This window comes from Hymenobacter sediminis (assembly GCF_003231285.1).
Taxonomy (GTDB): domain Bacteria; phylum Bacteroidota; class Bacteroidia; order Cytophagales; family Hymenobacteraceae; genus Hymenobacter; species Hymenobacter sediminis.
Window position 1 is genome coordinate 77,008 of record NZ_QKNS01000006.1, and the last position, 18,869, is coordinate 95,876.

The window sequence follows — 18,869 nt, forward strand, 5'->3', positions numbered from 1 at the left end:
GTTGCTCGCTATTCTCGGCTCTGAAAAAGTACCTTTGCTGATCATGTTGCGTCCCGGTCAAATGTTCGTGCGGGTAGTGTTGGTTAGCCTGCTGCTGGCAGGCAGGGAAGCCAGTGCCCAACAGGCACCATCGACCAGCCGCCCGACCGAGGCAACTGGCCCCACCATTGCCGAGCTGATGGCCCAGGCCCGCGCTCTGCAGAGCCAGTATCATGAATCGGAAGCCTTGGCGAAATACGAATTGGCCTTGAGCAAAGCCCCCGCGACCTACGATGCTCTCTGGCAGGCTGCCGTGCTCAGCGTCCGGATTGGCGCGCGCTACACCGATGAAACCCGAAAATCAGCTTACTTCTCGGCTGCCCGCCTCTATTCCAGTCGGGCGCTGGTAGTACGGCCCGACGGGGCCGAAGGTCACTACGCCGAGGGGTTGACGTTAGCGAATCAGGCAACCCTGCTCACGGCCCGTGGGCGTCTGCTCGCTTACCGCGCCATGCGGCCACATGTGTTCCGCGCCGTTGAGCTTTGTCCGGAATGGGCCGAGGCTTGGCAGTTGCTTGGCCGCTGGCACTACCGCGTTGACCATTACAACCCGTTAGAGCGGGTTTTCAGCAGACTATTTCTGGGCGGCACTCCTTCCGGAGCCAGTACGTACCGCGCCATTGACGCACTACAGCGGGCCCACGAGCTTGATCCGCAGCGCATTCAGTATGCCTATGACTTAGCACGGGTGTATCTCAACCGCAGTCAGCAGACCCGGGCTGTAGCCGTGCTGCAAGAAGCCGTGGCGCTAACACCAGTTACCGCCGATGAGTTAGAGCTGAGCCGTCGGTGCCGTCGGATGCTGGAGCAGCTAAACCGCAAATTACGCCGTCAGATCAGCCGCCACGTCAGGACATTGTAGTAGGCAGCATTGGCCCCGATGTAGCAGATAGTGCCAGACCCTATCTTTGTACCTGATCTTTCCTTTTTGCTGTGCGCCGTTTTTCCTCTTTTCACTTCTTCGTGCTGCTGTTGGCCGGTTCAACTGGGCTAAGTAGCTGCACCGATGCTCCGGCTGAGCGGCCCGAGAAGATGGTGAATCTGAAAACTGTACAGAGCGGTCCTAAAATCCAGGCTGAAGAGCTAGATGGCGCCATCTCGCGCCAACCGCGAAATGCTTCGCTCTATGCCCGACGGGCCGCTTTTCGTTTGGATGCTGGTCAGACTGAAGCCGCGCTGAGCGACATTAACCGTGCCCTGGAGCTGGACGATGCACCAGGGGAGTTCTACTTCACGAAAGCCCGGGCGCTGCGGGCCCGCGGATATATAAAATCGGCGCTGGCTGCCACTACTGAAGCGGCCCGTCGAGGCTTTGCCTCGCCTGAGCTGAATTTACTGGTAGGGGAGATGCACCTGGCCACCCGCCGCTACCAGGACGCGCTTGACCAGCTGGACCGAGCGCTTCAACAGGAGCCCGATGATGCGGCGGCGCTGTTCTACAAAGGTATTGCCTATGTAGGGCTGCAGGATACAGTACAGGCCCTCGATTACCTGCGGGCTAGCTTGGCCCGCGACCCACGCCAACCCGAGACGCTACACCAGCTTGCGTTTCTTTCCAATGCCTTCCGGCAGCCCGCTCAAGCCGCGAAGTATGCAGCTCGCGGCCTGAAACTGGCCCCTACCTACGGGCCGCTTTGGTATGACTATGGTCGGCAATTTGAGTTACAGAATCTGCCAGACAGCGCCGCCCGCATCTATGCCCGGACGGTTCAGCTGGATACAACGTTTTACCGGGCCGATTACCGCTTGGCATTAGCTGCCTTTAAAGCCCGAAAATATGCTAATGCTGTGCCCCATCTGCAACGGGCCCTGCGTCGGGCACCGCGTCTGGCAGGCGCGCGACAAATGCTGGCTGAGAGCTTGGAGAGCCTAAGCCGCTGGCCTGAAGCCGCTGAACAGTACCGACTGCTGGTAGCTGAAAACCCTGGTAACCGCCATTGGACCTACAAAGTCTGGAAGGTTGGTAACCGGGCTAAAGGCATTGTTGTGGAAGAAGCGCCGCGCCCGGCTGTGGAAGCAATCGACCCGATTACGGTAGAGCGACCCGCCAGCGGACTATAGCAGGCTCAAGCAAGGTTTAGCATTGATAGGCAGGGTAGGGGCAGCATAGCTAACAGAAACTCCTAACTTGCGGCCTCACGGCTGCTTGTATAGCCACTACCCCCATTTTATGCTTAACATCACCCTCCCCGACGGTTCGGTGCGCCAGTTTGTAGATGGCGCCACGGGCTACGACGTTGCCGCCGGCATTAGCGAAGGCCTTGCCCGCAATGCCCTTGGTGTGCGCGTCAACGGCGAAGTGCGCGACCTGCACCGCCCCATTGAACAGGATGCTGAAGTAGCCATCCTGACCTGGAACGACCTAGAAGGCAAATCTACCTTCTGGCACTCGTCGGCTCACTTGATGGCAGAGGCCCTCGAAGCCTTGTATCCAGGGGTAAAGCTGGGCATTGGCCCCAGCATCGAAAACGGCTTTTACTACGATATCGACCTAGGCGAAGGTCGCACCATCTCCACCGATGACTTCCCGGAAATCGAGAAGAAGATGCTGGAGCTGGCCAAAAAGAAAAGCCAGTATGAGCGCCGCGCAGTAAGCAAAGCCGACGCCGTTGCTTACTTCACTGAGAAGAACGACCCCTACAAGCTGGACCTGCTGGAGCGGCTGGAAGATGGTTCCATTACCTTTTACACGCAGGGCGACTTCACCGACCTTTGCCGCGGGCCGCACATCCCGGATACTAGCCCTATTAAAGCCGTAAAGCTGCTTAACGTAGCCGGTGCTTACTGGCGCGGTGATGAGAAGAACAAGCAGCTTACGCGCATCTACGGCATCACCTTCCCTAAAGCCAAGGAGCTAACAGAATACCTTGAGAAGCTGGAGGAAGCCAAGCGCCGTGACCACCGCAAGCTGGGCAAAGAACTGGAGCTGTTCACCTTCTCAGAGAAGGTAGGGGCCGGCCTACCCCTATGGCTGCCGAAAGGCACCGCCCTGCGCGAACGGCTGGAGCAATTCCTGCGGCGGGCCCAGATGAAGGCCGGCTACCAACCCGTGGTAACGCCCCACATCGGCGCCAAAGAGCTGTATGTAACCTCGGGCCACTACGAGAAGTATGGAGCCGACTCCTTCCAGCCCATAAAAACGCCAAACCCGGGTGAGGAATTTTTCCTGAAGCCCATGAACTGCCCTCACCACTGCGAAATCTACCGCAGCAAGCCCCGTTCGTACCGTGATTTGCCGGTCCGTTTGGCTGAGTTTGGTACGGTGTACCGCTATGAGCAATCGGGTGAGTTGCATGGCCTGACCCGTGTGCGCGGCTTTACCCAAGACGATGCTCACATCTTCTGCCGCCCTGACCAGGTGAAGGAGGAGTTCCTAAAGGTAATCGACATTGTACTCTACGTGTTGAAAGCCTTGGACTTCCCTGAGTTCACTGCCCAGATTTCCTTGCGCGACCCTGAAAACAAGGCCAAGTACATTGGTTCCGATGAAAACTGGGCCCGTGCTGAAGCTGCCATTCAGGAGGCTGCTGCTGAGAAAGGCCTCAATACGGTAACGGAGTTGGGTGAAGCTGCCTTCTATGGTCCCAAGCTTGACTTTATGGTGCGTGATGCCCTCGGCCGCAAATGGCAGTTGGGTACCATCCAGGTTGACTACAACCTGCCCGAACGCTTTGAACTGGAATACGTGGCCCCCGACAACTCCCGTCAGCGTCCGGTAATGATTCACAGGGCTCCCTTTGGCTCGTTGGAGCGCTTCGTGGCGGTTCTTATTGAGCACTGCGGCGGTAATTTCCCTCTGTGGCTCTCGCCCGAACAGTTTGCGGTACTCCCTATTTCAGAAAAGTACCACGACTATGCTCAGCAGATCTATGACCGTCTGCAGGCTTCTGAGTTGCGCGGCACTGTGGACCACCGCGACGAGAAAATAGGCCGCAAAATCCGCGACGCCGAAGTTTCCAAGGTTCCCTACATGCTCATCGTAGGAGAGAAGGAACAAGAAAACGGTGTCGTTTCAGTGCGCCGGCACGGTGAGGGCGACTTAGGGTCAATACCGGTTGATGAGTTTATTGCCAGCTTTCAGCAGAAAGTAAATGATATGATGGACGGCAAATAACTTGTAGCCAGCTTAAAACATTTAGCAATACATTTTCAACAACAAAGGGCCTCTTTCCATTGGAGAGGGGCCCTTTGTTGTTGAAAAGAGGCAGTTAGTAGAGAATAAAGATGTGCCAATACTACCTGTGAGCAACGTTTTTTGAGAGGTAGTTCAGGCAATTTTATATAGTCATTTTTGAGCGTTTAGAAAAAATGACGGATATTCGCCCGCTGATTGAACCCGCCAGGAGGTTTTAACGTCCTGTAAGTTCGATCCGAAATCCGATTTTCACCTTAAGGAGAACCAGCCATAGCTACCCCCAACCGCCGCTATATTCCCCGCGCTCAAGTAGAGGAGCCGTTTAAAATCAATCAAAAGATTACGGCCCGGGAAGTCCGCCTTGTTGGCGACAACATTGAGCAGGGCATCTACTCCATCGAGCAGGCCCGTCGTATGGCCCAGGAGCAGAACCTCGACCTCGTGGAAATTTCGCCCACGGCCGTACCGCCTGTGTGTCGCGTAATTGACTACTCGAAGTTTAAATACGAGCAAAAGAAGAAGACCCGCGAACTGAAGGCCAAGCAAACGAAAGTAGTCATCAAGGAAATCCGTTTCGGACCTAACACTGATGACCACGACTTTGCCTTCAAGCTCAAGCATGCTCAGGAGTTCCTGAAAGAGGGTGCTAAGATCAAAGCCTATGTACACTTTGTAGGCCGCAGCATTGTCTTCAAAGAGCGTGGCGAAATTCTATTGCTCAAGTTTGCTCAGGCCCTCGAGGATCTGGCGAAGGTAGAGCAACTGCCTAAGCTGGAGGGTAAGCGTATGTTCCTGTATCTGGCGCCGAAAGCAGTTGCTCCGGCCAAGAAACCTGCTCCGAAGGAAGCAGGCAAGGAGGCGCCCAAAGAGGCCAAGCCAGCTCCGGCTGACAAGGCAGCTGAATAGTTTAACCCAGGGGCTTTTCCCTGTTTTTTAGCTGGCGCACCGGCCCTAGGCAGCCGACCGCCGCAGTTTTTTCACCTTTTTTTTCACTACAATGCCGAAAGTAAAAACCAAGTCCGGCGCCAAAAAGCGGTTCTCGCTGACCGGCACGGGCAAAGTGAAGCGCAAGCACGCCTTCAAAAGCCACATTCTGACCAAGAAAACTACCAAGCAGAAGCGTGCCCTCACGCACGTTGGTCTGGTTAGCTCGGCTGACATGAACCGCGTGAAGGACATGCTTGCCATCTAAATTGGTTTTTAGTTTTTGTCTGTAGCCGCTTAAAGTGAGGGGCCAGTCAAGGACTAACAACTAAAAACCAAAACAATTTATCAACCAGGCGTCCGGCTGAAACGAAAGCTGCGGCATTTTGCCCGCCGCCGGCCGCCAAAAAAAACTGGTTATGCCAAGAAGTGTAAACCACGTGGCCTCGCGCCACCGTCGGAAAAAAGTAATGCGTTTGGCGAAAGGCTATTATGGCCGTCGCAAAAACGTATGGACCGTTGCTAAAAACGCGGTTGAGAAAGGTTTGCTGTATGCTTACCGCGACCGGAAAGTTAAGAAGCGCGAGTTCCGCGCCCTCTGGATTCAGCGTATCAACGCTGGTGCCCGTGAGCACGGCCTGTCATACTCCCAGTTTATGGGCGGTCTGAAGAAAGCTGGCATCGATCTGAACCGTAAAGTTCTAGCTGACCTGGCTCTGAACCACCCTGAAGCCTTCAAAGGCATCGTAGAGAAAATTAAGTAAGCTGCTCCATAGCTCTCTGAAAATCTCTTGGAGAATACAAAAGCGCCTGACCAACTCTGGTCAGGCGCTTTTGTATTCTCCAAGAGTAGTTACTCTATGAACCACGTATAAAGCAACCAAAGTAAAGTGAGCAATCCGATAATATACCAAAGCCACTTACCTGATTCACGAGGAGTGTTGTGATGGCCTTGGGGCCGTTGCTTCAGAAAAGGCGTGCGCATAAATCAGAAGAAAAGTAGAATCTGTTAGTTTTCCTTACGGACCGGTCTATGAGCATGTTATGTCGTCTGAATGAATTATCTGCGGCTACCGATATCTTTCTTATTGATAGGTCCGGTTATAGCGCTAAGCAAGGGTAGGAGGGCCTTCGACAAGCTCCAGGTATTATCCAGCGGTGCTAAAACGTCGAGGAGCGCTCAGCTTTTTCTTCCATCCCGATACAGAAGAGTGCATGACAGCTGTAAGTGAGTGGGCTCTCGAAAGACAGCTACGCAAAACCTACAGCCGGTAAATAACACGGCAACTGAGTTTCGTTGTAAAAGAGAATGCCCCGCAGCATGTTACAAATGCGGGGCATTCTCTTTGTTACAGCGGATAGGACTCTAATGATTTCCTTATATCAATTAATGCTAGCGTTGTTACCTGTTCAATTTTACTAAGCTACCCGTATAGCTTCGTCAAAATGTTGTTGTGCTCAGATGAGGATGTAGTAGTTAGCCAGACGTAAGTGAATCGTCTGATACATATAAATCCTTTCGCTATTTTACCAGCAGCTCGGCGGGTGGGCTTTTGCGGCCGTTAGGAGCAATAGTGACGGCACGCACCGTGAGTTGGCGGTTACGGGGCACAGGTAGGGGCTTGGTATAGAGCTCGGTGGTTTCGTCGGGCAGCTTGCCGTCCAGGGTGTAGCGGATTTGGGCTCCGGGTACTAGAGAGCGAAGTGTGAAGACGGCTTTTTCTCCTGAGGCCGCTAGGCCGGTGCTGTCTAGGCCTAGGGGCTCGGGCACGCGGTAATTGATTTTTTTAGCATCGAGGCGGGCAAAATGCTGGCTCATGCGCGGCACAAACGCGGCGTAGCTTTTACTGGCGGCCGGGGTCCAGCCTACCTCCGAAACAGCAAGCAGCCGCGGAAATAGCATGTATTCCACCTTTTCCGGGGTAGTGATGTACTCGGTCCACATGTTGGCCTGGGGCCCGAGAATGTGCTTCTGCTGCTCTGGGGTAAGCTCCTTGGGCAGCGGGTTGTAGTTATATATCTTACTCAGGGGGATGTAGCCGCCAATCATCAGGGGCTCGTAGGGGCTGTGGGGCTGGGGGTTCTGGCCATAATCGATGTACAGGTTTGTTGTAGGGGCCATTACTACGTCGTGACCTGCTTTAGCTGCCTCAATACCTCCTTTCTCACCCCGCCAACTCATTACGGCTGCACTAGCAGGAATGCCTCCATCCAGAATTTCGTCCCAGCCAATGAGCTTTTTTCCCTTGCTGGCCAGAAACTTCTCGATGCGGCGATTAAACCAGCCCTGCACTTTCTCCACGTCCGTGATGCCTTCGCGTTTCATAATATCCTGCACCGCGGGGCTTTCCTTCCACCGGGTCTTGGGAGCTTCGTCGCCGCCAATATGGATGTAGGAGCTTGGAAACAGAGCGCAGACCTCCGTGAGCACATCCTCAAAAAAACGGAAGGTAGGCTCCGTAGGGCACACAATATCCTCATTCACACCCCACATGGTCCAGGTTTCGTAGGGGCCGGGTTTGCATGCCAGTTCGGGGTAGGCGGCCAGAATAGCTACCGAGTGACCGGGCATTTCAATTTCCGGAACAACAGTGATGTAGCGCTTTTTCGCGTAGGCCACCACGTCCTTGATCTGCTCCTGAGTGTAGAAGCCACCATAAGGCGTAGCATCGTACTTGAACTCCTCGGGCTTTTTAAACTGCTGCTGGGCCCCGATCAAGGTTTCCTTGCGAAAGGCACTGACTTGGGTGAGCTTGGGATACTTCTTGATTTCAATGCGCCAGCCCTGGTCGTCCGTGAGGTGCCAGTGGAAGGTATTAAGCTTGTAGGCCGCCAGAAAATCGATGTAACGCTTGAGGAAGCTTACCGGGAAGAAGTGGCGGCTCACGTCGAGCATAGCACCGCGCCAGCGGAACGCCGGCTCGTCGGCGATGCGCACGTAAGGCACGCTTGTGGTTGCGGCCGGCCGCGGGGGTAGCAGCTGAAGTAGGGTCTGGGCACCGTAGAACAGCCCCGCTCCGCTGGCGGCCGTAATCCGGATGCCCTCGGCCCCGACAGCTAGTTGGTAACCCTCGGGGGAGGGCGCTACCGAGGCCGTCACTAGTCTAATATGCGCGGCCTGACTGCTAGTGGTTAAGGTAGCGGTTTTGCCAAGGGAGGCCAGCAGGCCCTGCAAGAGGGCAGCCACATTGCGCTCATCGGGGCTAACGGCGTAGATGCTGATTTTCTGGGGTAGGGAGTAGGTGCCAGCAGAGGTCTTTACTTCGCGAGGTAAAGGAATCAGGCCTAGCCGTTGGGCAGGCGTTTCCGCTTGCTGGGCCAATGCAACCCGCCCTCCGAGAAGGATGGCCGATGCTACGAGAAAAGTGCGGGTAGGAAGAGAAAATCGGAAGGGCATGAAGAGCGAAGCTGGAGAAAAGGGTAGTAGCGTAATTGAAATAGGAAGAACGTCATACTTCGACAAGCTTAGCATGACGTTCTCTGGAAAGATGAGGCAACTAAAAACTAGCGGGTTGCAAGCCGAATGGGTGCTTACTTATCCCACCACACGCGGCCGGTAAGGTTGTCGCCGCCGGGCACAGCCCCGCTGGCAACTCGGTAGTTATCGGGGTTGCTGGTGATTTCCGAGGTAGGGTACGGGAAGCGGCGCGGAATCTGGCCGTTGGTAGCATTGTTAGGGTACACCACTGGCTTCAGGTCCGGAAAGCCCGTTCGACGCCAGTTTGACCAGGATTCGTAGAAATCCAGCATAGTGTTGGTCAGGGCCCAGTACTGGGTGCCGATCTGTTCCAGGCCCCGGCCGGCAGTATAAGGATTCGCCGTGAGGTAGGCGCTGGCTTCTGCCTCCGTTATGGTGAGGGTCGGGTCGTACTGGCTGAGGTAGGTCATGGCTGCCGTCACGCCGTTGGTGTAGTGTTGGGAGGCGTTGCCTAGGCCCCAGCGCTGGGCCGCTTCGGCCAGCAACAGCTCGGTTTCGGCATAGGTCATGACGAAGGTGGGGCCGTTGCGCTTGATCATGCCGGGGCTGGGCGAGGAATAATCCTGGAATGTGGTGTAGCTCGGGTCGCCCGACACGTCATAGGCGGGCCTGCCGCTGAGGTCTTTCCCGTTGGGTAGGCCCTTTTGTGCGGCAGGCGCCGAGATTGGTGCCGCGTTCGGGGTTTTACTGGTGGGTGTGAGGAAGAGCTGGGTGACGGCTATTTTCGACAGGCGCGGGTCGTTGTTGGTTTTCAAGTAGTCAATGAATGTCTTCGACCATTTCACGTAGTAGTGCTCCTGGCCCCCGTCGCCGAGCAGTACCTGACTGTTTCGGTTCTGGGTGGCGCGGCCACCGGCTATGTCGTGCGGAACGATGGCGTTATCGGCGTTGCTTTGCATGGTTTTGCCTTGCACTTGGGTGGCGTAGGTGCGGGCAGTGGCCTCATTAACCTTCGTTAGGCGCATGGCCAGGCGGAGCAGCAAGGAGTTACCTAAGCGCTGCCATTGCGCGATATTGCCCTTGTAAAACACGTCGCCTGCTGGCGCGTCAGCGGCCGGATCAAGGGCGGCGGTGGCCTCGCTTGTTTCCTTGAGCAAATCGGCGTAGATGGCCTCTTGCTTATCGTACTGAGGCGTAATGATGTTCTGGTAATACCCCTGGCCAGCCTGGCTGTAAGGCACGTCGCCGTAAAGGTCGGTGAGGCGCTGCATTACCATCACGCGCATAAGACGGGCAATCTGGTGCAGGTTTTTGTAGGAATCCTTGCCTCGGGTAGACTCCACCAGATCGGTGACAGGTTTTACCTGCTCGCTGTAGCTCTTTTCCCAGTAGGCAGCCGTGTAGCCCTCATTGAGCAGGTACTTGTCGCCGCCCCAGTAGCTGATTACCGTAGCCATGCCTTGCATCATGGTGGCGCAGTAAATGAGGTTGCCGCGCCAGGTTTCAAAGGCAAAGTCGGTGCTGCCGGTGTACGTAAGCTGAGTCTGAGTCAGTACGTAGTTCGGATTAAAAGAGGCCTGGCTGTACGTGGTGGGGTTGGTGTTGATGTCGTCGAAGTTGTCGGTACAGCCGCCGAACAGCAATAGGGCAGCCCCTCCGAGTACAGTATAAGTAGAAAATAGTCGTTTCATGGAGCTTGAAAGTAGGATGAGTGGATGGCGCGGGCCCTAGAACTTCGCGCTCAGGTTGAGGCCGTAGGTGCGGAAGGGCGGCACGCCGCCCAGCTCCAGGCCCTGCGAGAAGGCATTATAACTTCCTTCCGGGTCAATATTGTCGGCCAAGCGCCGGAGGAAGAACAGGTTGCGGGCCACCAGGCTCAGGTTGAGCCGCTGAATTTTGCCGCCCAGCAGCGAGTTGCCAAATGAGTAGCCCAGCGTTACCTGCCGCAACTTAATGAAGCCAGCATCCTGCACAAACTGGGTAGAAACGTTGTTGGCCAGCGTGCTGTAATAGGTAGCTGCGTCCAGGTTGCTGGGGCCAAAAGTGCCTTCCCGGTTTTCCAGGGTTTGCTTGTGCAGGCCGAAGATGGTGCCGTAGTAATCGGTAGCGGAGAATATCTTGGCTCCGAACTTGCCATCAATCAGCACACCCAGGCTCAGGCGCTTGAAGGTAAAGTCGTTGCTCCAGCCTCCGGTCCAGGGATGGAAGGCGGTGCCGTACGAGGTGAGGTTGCCGCGGGCGGGTACGCCGTTAGGCGTCAGTACAATGTTGCCCTCTTCGTCGCGCTGGTAGTCGTAGGCGAGAATTTGTCCGAACGGTTTGCCTACCTGCTGCCCCACAAAGCCCACCCCCGAGCGGGAGGTAGCATACACTGACTGCTCTTGCCCGGCTGCCAGCGAAAGCACAGTGCTTTTGTTGTAGGCTGTGTTAAAGGAGGAAGTCCAGGTGAAGTTAGTTGTGCGCACCGGCGTAATAGTCAGCAGTAGTTCCACACCTTTATTTTCCAGTTCGCCCGCGTTAAGCACGGCCCCCGAGTAGCCCGAAGTGATGGAAGCTGGCGTATTTACAATCTCTTTCGAGGATCTCTTCTTATAGAAGGTCAAATCCAGCCGCACCCTGCTCTCAACAAAGGCCAACTCGGTGCCTACCTCTACCTCTGTGGCCTGCGAGGCTACTAGGCGGCTGTTCGGGATATTGGGGTCCGAAGGGCCACCGTAGGGAAAGCCCGCCAACGGAATGGAGGACAGGGAATAATTGAGCTGGGTTCGGTAGGGGTCCGTCGCTTGTCCGACCCTGGAGTAGCCCGCCCGCACCTTGCCGAACGAAAGAAAGCTAGGCTGCCACAGCTCCGTAAACACGAAGGAGCCGCTGACAGCCGGGTAAGTGCTGCTCAGGTCGTTATCGAGGCCCGGCGTAGCCAGAGTAGAAAACCAATCGCGCCGCAGGGTAGCGGTCAGGAATACAAACTCCTTGAAAGACAAATCCAGCGAGCCGTACACCGACTGCACTTCCAGGTCGCTGAACAAAGGAGCAACAGTACGGGTACGGGTGTTGCCTAAAGCATTGATGCCGAACACGGCAAAGTCGTCGCCCGAATTGCGGAAGCCTTCCAGCTTGGTGCGGCGGTAGCTGGCGCCCAAGTTGGGCGTGAAGCTGAACGCTTCTCTCACCGTAAAGGTCTTGCCGGCCAGTACGTCTGCGTTGAGGTCCGTAAACTGCGAGGTTATTTCCGTGATGCTGCCCGTAGGCCGGTAAGCCGTGCCCGAAGGCGTTACGTTGGTGATGCGGTCGGTGTAGGAGTCGCGCCCTGCCCGGCCCTGCAGAAATAGGCCGTTGTCGAGGGTGTAGCGCGCCGAAAGTGAGGAAATCAATCGTTCCCGCCGAGTATCATTGACAAACTGATAGGCCGCAAAGTAGGGGTTGGTATTAAAGGGGTTACCCGTGTTAAATGTCAGCTCGTTCCTGTCGGCCCCCGTGCCGTTCCCATTAGGACCTTTCAGGTCGCGCACGTCGAGGCTGGTCGGTAGAAAGGTGACGTTGAAGTTGGCGTTGCCGGCCCCGTCGGAGAGAATGGGCCGGTTTTTAGCCTGCTCCAGAATGTAGTTGGCCCGCGCGTCAATGGTCAGGCGCTTAAACGGATCAAACGTACCCACGAAATTAAACGTCTGACGGTCGAGCCGGGAGTTAGGCACCACCGACTTATTATCTAGGTTGCTGGCCGACAGGCGCACCGAGCCGCCCGTAAAGCTTTTATTGAAGGCCAGCGTATTGGTAAAGCTGCTTCCCGTGCGGTAGAAGTTATCAATGTTGTTTTTCTGAGCCACGTAGGGCCGCTGCGTGCCATCGAACTGTACCACCTGAGAGCCATCGAGGCGGGCACCCCAACTGGAGTTGCCGGCCTGCGCGGCTATGGTAGCCGAGGTAGGCTTAATGTTGTTAGCGCCCTGCCCGTACTCGTACTGCCAGTCGGTGAGGTTAAATACCTGCTGGGCCACGTAGTTGCTGTTGAACTCCAGCCCGTCGTTGCCCTTGGCGCTTTTGGTAGTAATCAGAATAACGCCGGCCTTGGCCCGGTAGCCGTACAGAGCCGAGGCCGCCGCCCCTTTTAGTACCGAAATGCTTTCAATATCGTCGGGGTTAAGGTTGGAGATAGGGTCGCCGAAGTCGGGAGCATTGTCGTACTGGCCGCCGCTGTTGCCAATGGTAGCGCCGGCCCCGCCGCTGGGCTGGCTTTCTACTGGCACCCCGTTAATGACGTAGAGCGGCTGGTTGGTCTGGTTTAGGCTGGAGGCACCCCGGATGATAACGTTGCTCGAGGAGCCCGGCCCGCCCGATGTGGAGTTGACGTTCAGCCCCGCCACTTTGCCCACCAGTGAGTTGGCTACGTTGGTTTCCCGCGCCTGGGTCAGCGACTCGCCCTGGATTTCCGTCACGGAGTAGCCTAGGGCTTTGCGCTCCCGCGCTACTCCTAGGGCCGTTACAACCACCTCATTCAAGGCCTGGGCGCTTTCGCGCAGCGTTACGTTGATAACGCGCTGACCGCCCACACTAACAGTCTGCTGGTCGTAGCCGATGGATGAAAATACCAGCGTAGCGGACTCCGCCGCCTCCAGTGAGAACCGGCCTTCCGCGTCGGTGCTGGTGCCTTGCTGAGCCCCACGCACGAGCACCGTCACCCCGGGCAGAGCCTGGCCCTTGCCGTCGGTTACTTGTCCGGTTATGGGCGCAGTTTGAGCCTGGGCAAGGCTAGGGGCACCCAGCACAAGCAACCAGGTAAGCCTAGTAAATCTTTTCATAAACGTCGGGTAGAAGGTTGAAAAAAAGCGACAAGGCAAGCAGGCTCCGAAAGCAAAAAGGGGGGCAGAAGTCAGGGTACAGTCAGAGCGTGAGAATCAGGTTAAGAGGAAAGACGAGGATGCAAAAGGCAGTGGAAACCAAGCAGGATCAATAATTAATAAACTGATAATGATATTGTATAAAATGCTGATAAGTAATGCAATAACTTAGCACGGCTGGCCTTTTGATCTTAATCGATTGCAGGTTTCAGCGCCCGGTGGGGGGTAGGGCAGCCAGCTTAGCTAGGGTCTGGGTAATAGCGGTGAGCAGGGAGTTGCTACCTGGGGCGTCCTGAGTTAGCTCCCAGATCATGATGCCGCTGGCCTGACGAAAAGCAAAATTGGTTTTGCTGATGATGGTAGGGAGTCCGTTATAGCCCTCCCCCTGAAACCGATCGGCCTGAGGGCTGGCGCCGCGGGCCAGCAATGCACTGAAGGCCTCGCCGCTGGGCTTGCCGTAGAAGGGTACACCCAGCACGGCTTTGCTGGCTGGTAGCCCCCGGCCCTTCCAGTAGGCCAGGGTTTGCTCAGCAGCCGCGTAGGTGGAGTGGTCAGGCGGCGTGTCGTCGTAGGCCATGATGTTGAGGAAATCAACATTCTTGAACACACTGGGCAATATGCCTGGTCCGGCCCAGTTGCCCCCGGCTACGGCCGCCGTCAGGAGCTTACCCCGGGGTTGTAGCGCAGTAGCGAGCTGCTGCATCAAGGCCGCATAGCCGGGGGCCGTGGTGGCGTCGGGGTGCTCCCAATCCATGTCTACTCCATCCAACTGGTACTCCTCCACAAAGCGCAGTAGGTTGGTCGTCAGCGCCTGACGGTAGCTGGCGCGGGCCCCGATAGAGTCGAAGGCACTGTGGTCGCCATCGTGCCAGCCTCCCACCGATATCAGCACCCGCACCTGGGCCGCGTGGGCCGCTGCCACCAGCTGCCGCAGCTTCTGGGGGTTGCGGATTGGCTCCAGGCTGCCAGTGGGGTTAGGCTGCAGAAAGGCGTAGTTGACGTGGGTGAGCTGGCGCAGCTGGGCGCGGCTGATTTCTCCGCGCCAGGAGGGCACATAGCCTACCACCCGGAACTGAGCCAAGGCCGCTACCGGCCCCAGCATCAGGGCTACTAGCACAAAACGCAGTAAACAAGTTACTTTCATAGGCTTGCCGTTTGCTACCTAAGTGAATACCAGCAGAAGTCTTGGGCACCCGCTCCGGATCAACGGGACCTCATAGGGGCGAAAATTCTGAGGCTAAAACCGGTAGCGCACAAAGGCCTCGATGGCCTCATACTCGGTCAGGCCCAACTGGTCGTAGAGCCGAGCGGTGGCGTGGTTCCGGTCTTCGGCCCGCTGCCAGAATTCACGCTTGTCGTTACCCGGAAAGACGGCGCTGTCTTTTTGCGACTGGTGCTTGAAAATAGCTTTGCGCTTGCGGAGCAGTTCTTCCGGACTGATGGGCACGGCCATTTCAATTTCCTCCACATCCCACTCCTGCCAGGCCCCGCGGTAGAGCCACAGGTAGCAGTCCTCCACCCATTCTTCCTGGCCTTTCAGCCGGGCCAGGGCCGCGAAGATGGCATCCAGGCACACCCGGTGGGTACCGTGCGGGTCGCGCAGGTCGCCGGCCGCAAAAATCTGATGAGGCCTGATTTCCTGCAGGATATCTACCACGGCTTGGATATCGGCCTCTCCTAAGGGGTTCTTTTTCACCTGGCCGGTTTCGTAGAACGGCATGTTCATGAAGTGCACGTTCTGGTCCTTCACCCCGCAGAAGCGGCAGGCGGCTTCGGCTTCTCCCTTACGGATCAGGGCCTTAATGTTCTGCACCAAGGGGCTGTCCTCCTCACCCAGCTTTTTGCCCCGCAGAAACTCCACTACCTCTGCCCGCTCGCGCCGCATCCGCTCTACGTCGGCGTCTAGTCTAACCGCGAAATCATAGGCAAAATCGGCGTAGCGCCGGGCGTCGTCATCGAACACCGCAATGTTGCCCGAGGTCTGGTAAGCAACGTGCACATCATGGCCCTGGTCGACGAGGCGCAGCAGAGTGCCCCCCATGGAAATTACGTCGTCGTCGGGGTGGGGGCTGAAAATCAGGGACGTTTTCAGGGCTGGCAGGGCTCGCTCCGGCCGCTGGGCATCGTTGGAGTTGGGCTTGCCTCCCGGCCAGCCGGTAATGGTGTGTTGAATAGTGTTGAATACCTTGATGTTCAGGTTGTAAGCATTGCCCGCTTCCACCAGCAAATCACTCAGGCTGCCGTCTTTGTAGTCCTCATCCGTCAGCTTCAGAATAGGCTTGTGCATTTTCAGGCTTAGCCAGATAACCGCCCGCCGAATCAGGGCGTCGTCCCAGGTGCACATGCCTACTAGCCAGGGAGTTTTGATACGGGTCAGCTCCAGGGCAGCCCACTGGTCTACTACTACCTGCACGTGGGGGTGCTGCTGCAGAAACGAGGCCGGCACTTCATCCGAAACCCGGCCTTCTACGGTCTGCTGCAAGATCTTGGCCTTGCCTTCGCCCCAGGCCATCAGAATGATGCGGCGGGCTTTCATGATGGTGCCTACCCCCATTGTGAGGGCCCGCAGCGGCACGTATTCTTCCTTAATAAAGTCCTTGGCCGCGTCCGTAATCGTGAGGGCATCCAACTTCACCAGTCGGGTAGTGGAAGTAAGGCCCGAGCCCGGCTCGTTGAAGCCGATGTGCCCGGTGCGCCCAATGCCGAGCAGCTGCAAATCCAGCCCGCCAGCGTCCTCAATCTGCTTTTCGTAAGCTTGGCAGTACTCCTTCACCCGGTCGATGGGTAGGGTGCCGTCGGGGATGTGCACGTTCTCGGGCAGGATGTCGACGTGGTTGAACAGCTGCTCATGCATAAAGTACACGTAGCTCTGCAGCGCATCTGGCTGGATGGGGTAGTACTCATCCAGATTGAAGGTGATGACGTTACGGAAGCTCAGGCCTTCTTCGCGGTGCAGGCGAATCAACTCTTGATACACACCGATAGGTGAGGAGCCCGTGGCCAGGCCTAGTACTGCCGGCTTGCCCTTTTGCTGCTTGCGCCTGATAAGGTCTGCAATTTCATGGGCAATCTGTACGGCGCCCTCCTGCGCTTGCTCGCAGATGGTAACCGGCAGCTTTTCATAAGTGGTTTCGGGGTAGCTCAATACTTCCATAGTAGTCTGGCAAAGGGAACGGTGGAAGAGGTAAGAAGAAGGCGGAAAAACTACGCCCGGCCAAAGCCCTCAGCAGGGCGAGTATCTGGCAACAGGACGGAGTTAAGCGTAAGCAAAGCGCGGTGCAACCCAGGGGGTGAGCACTCTTTTAATTGTCCGGGCGGACTAACAACGCAATTGAACTTTTCGAATCTTCAGCAGCTATATGTCTTAAACATAGTGATATGCGATATATAAGTCAAGCTGTTTCTAATATAAATGTGCGCGCACACGCAATTTCCTTTAAGCATAGTGTGTCCGCGCACGCAAACGTATGCTATAAAATCAGGCCTCAAACCGCCCTAAATATGAGTTAGGATAAATAAAGGACGCTGTTAAACTAAAAGGGTATTGTAAAGAAACAGGCTTCGTGTATATTGAATTAGCCTAGCGCTACTGCCAGTTAGGGCAGCCGGCAGAAACTATCTGCCAAAAAGGGCCAGCACCGATACCCCAGCGAAGTGAGAGAAATGAAAGACTCCCGTTTCGTAATAAGACACCTGTGGTCGGCTCTCATATGTCTTCCTGATGTTCGGGTTCAGCCTGGGGGGGCCTACCCAGAAATGCTAAACACTATATAGTATGGGTAATAAAGCAGTGCGGCTCAAGGATATTGCGCTAAAGGCAAACGTTTCGGTGGGAACGGTTGATCGGGTATTGCACAACCGAGGCCGGGTTTCGGAGTCAGTGCGCCAGAAGGTGCTGCTTATGATGGAGGAACTAGCCTATGAGCCGAACCTGATAGCGCGCACTCTCGGAGCCAACCGTACCTATCAGCTGGCAGCCATTCAGCCCGACCCTACCCTGGATCCGTACTGGCAAGCCCCCTGGGAGGGTATTGAGCAAGCCGCCCGGGATCTGAAGCCCTATGGGGTAACCCTGAGTATGTACCCCTACAACCTGGGCCAGGTAAGCTCCTTTCTGGAACAGGCCGGGCAAGCTACGGCCGCCCTGCCTGACGGCATTTTGATTGCGCCGCTGTTTTATCGGGAGTCTCTGGCATTCTTTCCGCGCTGGCAGCAAGCGCGCATACCCTATGTGCTGTTCAATACCTACATCGCCGAGCTGCCTTTCCTGAGCTACGTAGGGCAGGACTCCTACCAAAGCGGTTTTCTGGCCGGCAAGCTGGTGCAGCTCGGGCAGGCAGAGGGCGGGACATTCCTGGTGGTGCACATTGCCGAGGACCTGGCCAACTCCCTGCACGTGACGCAGAAGGAGCAAGGGTTCCGGGACTATTTCGCGCAGCAAGCAGCGGAACAAGGCAGTCTGGGCCCTGCCTACAAAGTGCGGAGCATTGAATTGCCAAGCCCCGCCGAGCCGGCGTTTGCCCGGCAGCTGAATCAGCTGCTGGATGAGGAAGGCTCCCGCCTGAAAGGAATTTTTGTGAGTACCTCCAAGGCCTACGAAATTGCTCCCTACCTGCAAGCTTACCACCGAGAGGAGGTCCGGTTGGTGGGTTACGATTTACTGGAGCGGAATATTCATTTTCTGCGGGAGGGTATCATTCATTTTCTAATCAATCAGAATCCGAAGCAGCAAGGCTACCGGGGAATCTGCACTTTAGCTGACCAGCTGGTTTTCAAGAAGGAAATTGCGCAGGTCACCTACCTGCCGCTTGACATTATTACCAAGGAAAACCTCCAGTACTACGTTTGATTAGCACCTTGCCACCCAGCTGCTACCCCTGCAACCGGCTTGGCAGGCAGTGATGGGGTAGGGGAAGCAATCCGCTTAAAAGCCGCTTATGCGCAACAGCCATACGCTTACCAATGACGGTTGCTATATAGAAAGGCCGTTACACCGGCTCGTACAACATACCCTCTGTGGGCAGATAAGCGCTAAATCGTTAATCTTACCTTGAATTAATCAGTGACTTTTAACCAGCATCATCCTGAACTTATGAGCGCGTCTTTTCCAACGGAATGCTTTGTGCACCATGTATTGTTTTACACCCCAGCCAGCGCCAGCGAAGCGGATAAAGCCAGATTGTTAGAAGGGCTGCACCTGCTCAAAACCATTCCCTCGATTAAACTGGCGCACATCGGCACGCCGGCTCCTACTACTCGTGAGGTGATTGAGCGGACGTATACTTACTCCTGGCTCTGCTTTTTCGACAGTGCGGAAGAGGAAGAACATTATCAGCAGCACCCGATTCACGACGAGTTCCGGAACACATACGCTTCCTGCTGGGAGAAAGTAGTAATCTACGACTCAATTGGCTCGAAGGAAGAAAGATAGCACCCTCCCTTTCGATGCCCAGTGACAGCAAGCCATTGGGCATCGAGGGGGGGGTAGGGAGGTTGGTTTTCCTCCAGTTGTGATAGG

General features: G+C 56.0%; 12 protein-coding genes and 1 pseudogene. 8 read left to right on the top strand and 5 right to left on the bottom strand.

Features of this window, described 5'->3' with window-relative positions; translation table 11 throughout:
- Nucleotides 1-43: 43 nt before the first annotated feature.
- From DNI29_RS16220 to rplT, 6 genes and pseudogenes are all read left to right on the top strand, one after another.
- Entirely contained in the window at nucleotides 44-901 is an 858-nt protein-coding gene (locus DNI29_RS16220; RefSeq protein ID WP_123823288.1) for a tetratricopeptide repeat protein, read from the top strand.
- A gap of 71 nt (nucleotides 902-972) precedes the next feature.
- Complete coding sequence (locus tag DNI29_RS16225; RefSeq protein ID WP_110979182.1) at nucleotides 973-2,100, top strand: tetratricopeptide repeat protein; 1,128 nt, start codon at nucleotides 973-975, stop codon at nucleotides 2,098-2,100.
- Nucleotides 2,101-2,209: 109 nt separating this feature from the next.
- Nucleotides 2,210-4,153: a threonine--tRNA ligase gene (thrS, locus tag DNI29_RS16230; protein ID WP_110979183.1), complete on the top strand. Its 1,944-nt coding sequence runs from the start codon at nucleotides 2,210-2,212 to the stop codon at nucleotides 4,151-4,153.
- A gap of 291 nt (nucleotides 4,154-4,444) precedes the next feature.
- Nucleotides 4,445-5,002 (top strand): annotated as a pseudogene (infC, locus tag DNI29_RS16235) (translation initiation factor IF-3); the annotation flags it as partial.
- A gap of 169 nt (nucleotides 5,003-5,171) precedes the next feature.
- A complete protein-coding gene (gene rpmI, locus DNI29_RS16240) occupies nucleotides 5,172-5,366 on the top strand; it encodes a 50S ribosomal protein L35 (protein ID WP_110979185.1) in 195 nt (64 codons plus the stop codon).
- A gap of 151 nt (nucleotides 5,367-5,517) precedes the next feature.
- The gene (rplT, locus tag DNI29_RS16245; RefSeq protein ID WP_110979439.1) at nucleotides 5,518-5,862 is read left to right on the top strand and encodes a 50S ribosomal protein L20; all 345 of its coding nucleotides are present in this window, start codon (nucleotides 5,518-5,520) and stop codon (nucleotides 5,860-5,862) included.
- A 758-nt stretch (nucleotides 5,863-6,620) separates the two neighbouring features.
- Here the strand turns inward: rplT and DNI29_RS16250 are convergent.
- From DNI29_RS16250 to nagB, 5 genes are all read right to left on the bottom strand, one after another.
- The gene (locus tag DNI29_RS16250; protein WP_162303637.1) at nucleotides 6,621-8,495 is read right to left on the bottom strand and encodes a beta-N-acetylhexosaminidase; all 1,875 of its coding nucleotides are present in this window, start codon (nucleotides 8,493-8,495) and stop codon (nucleotides 6,621-6,623) included.
- 134 nt (nucleotides 8,496-8,629) lie between these two features.
- Nucleotides 8,630-10,207 carry a SusD/RagB family nutrient-binding outer membrane lipoprotein gene (locus DNI29_RS16255; RefSeq protein ID WP_110979187.1) on the bottom strand — a complete coding sequence of 526 codons (1,578 nt, stop codon included), beginning with the start codon at nucleotides 10,205-10,207 and terminating at the stop codon, nucleotides 8,630-8,632.
- Between the two features lie 36 nt (nucleotides 10,208-10,243).
- Entirely contained in the window at nucleotides 10,244-13,312 is a 3,069-nt protein-coding gene (locus tag DNI29_RS16260; RefSeq protein ID WP_110979188.1) for a SusC/RagA family TonB-linked outer membrane protein, read from the bottom strand.
- Nucleotides 13,313-13,559: 247 nt separating this feature from the next.
- Nucleotides 13,560-14,495: a glycosyl hydrolase family 18 protein gene (locus DNI29_RS16265; RefSeq protein WP_110979189.1), complete on the bottom strand. Its 936-nt coding sequence runs from the start codon at nucleotides 14,493-14,495 to the stop codon at nucleotides 13,560-13,562.
- A 93-nt stretch (nucleotides 14,496-14,588) separates the two neighbouring features.
- A complete protein-coding gene (gene nagB, locus DNI29_RS16270) occupies nucleotides 14,589-16,505 on the bottom strand; it encodes a glucosamine-6-phosphate deaminase (protein WP_110979190.1) in 1,917 nt (638 codons plus the stop codon).
- 621 nt (nucleotides 16,506-17,126) lie between these two features.
- On the opposite strand from nagB, the gene DNI29_RS16275 reads away from it, so the two are divergent.
- Nucleotides 17,127-18,200 (top strand): LacI family DNA-binding transcriptional regulator, encoded by a 1,074-nt coding sequence (locus tag DNI29_RS16275; protein WP_110979191.1) that lies wholly within the window; start codon nucleotides 17,127-17,129, stop codon nucleotides 18,198-18,200.
- A 243-nt stretch (nucleotides 18,201-18,443) separates the two neighbouring features.
- Entirely contained in the window at nucleotides 18,444-18,782 is a 339-nt protein-coding gene (locus DNI29_RS16280; protein WP_110979192.1) for a Dabb family protein, read from the top strand.
- Nucleotides 18,783-18,869: the final 87 nt, after the last annotated feature.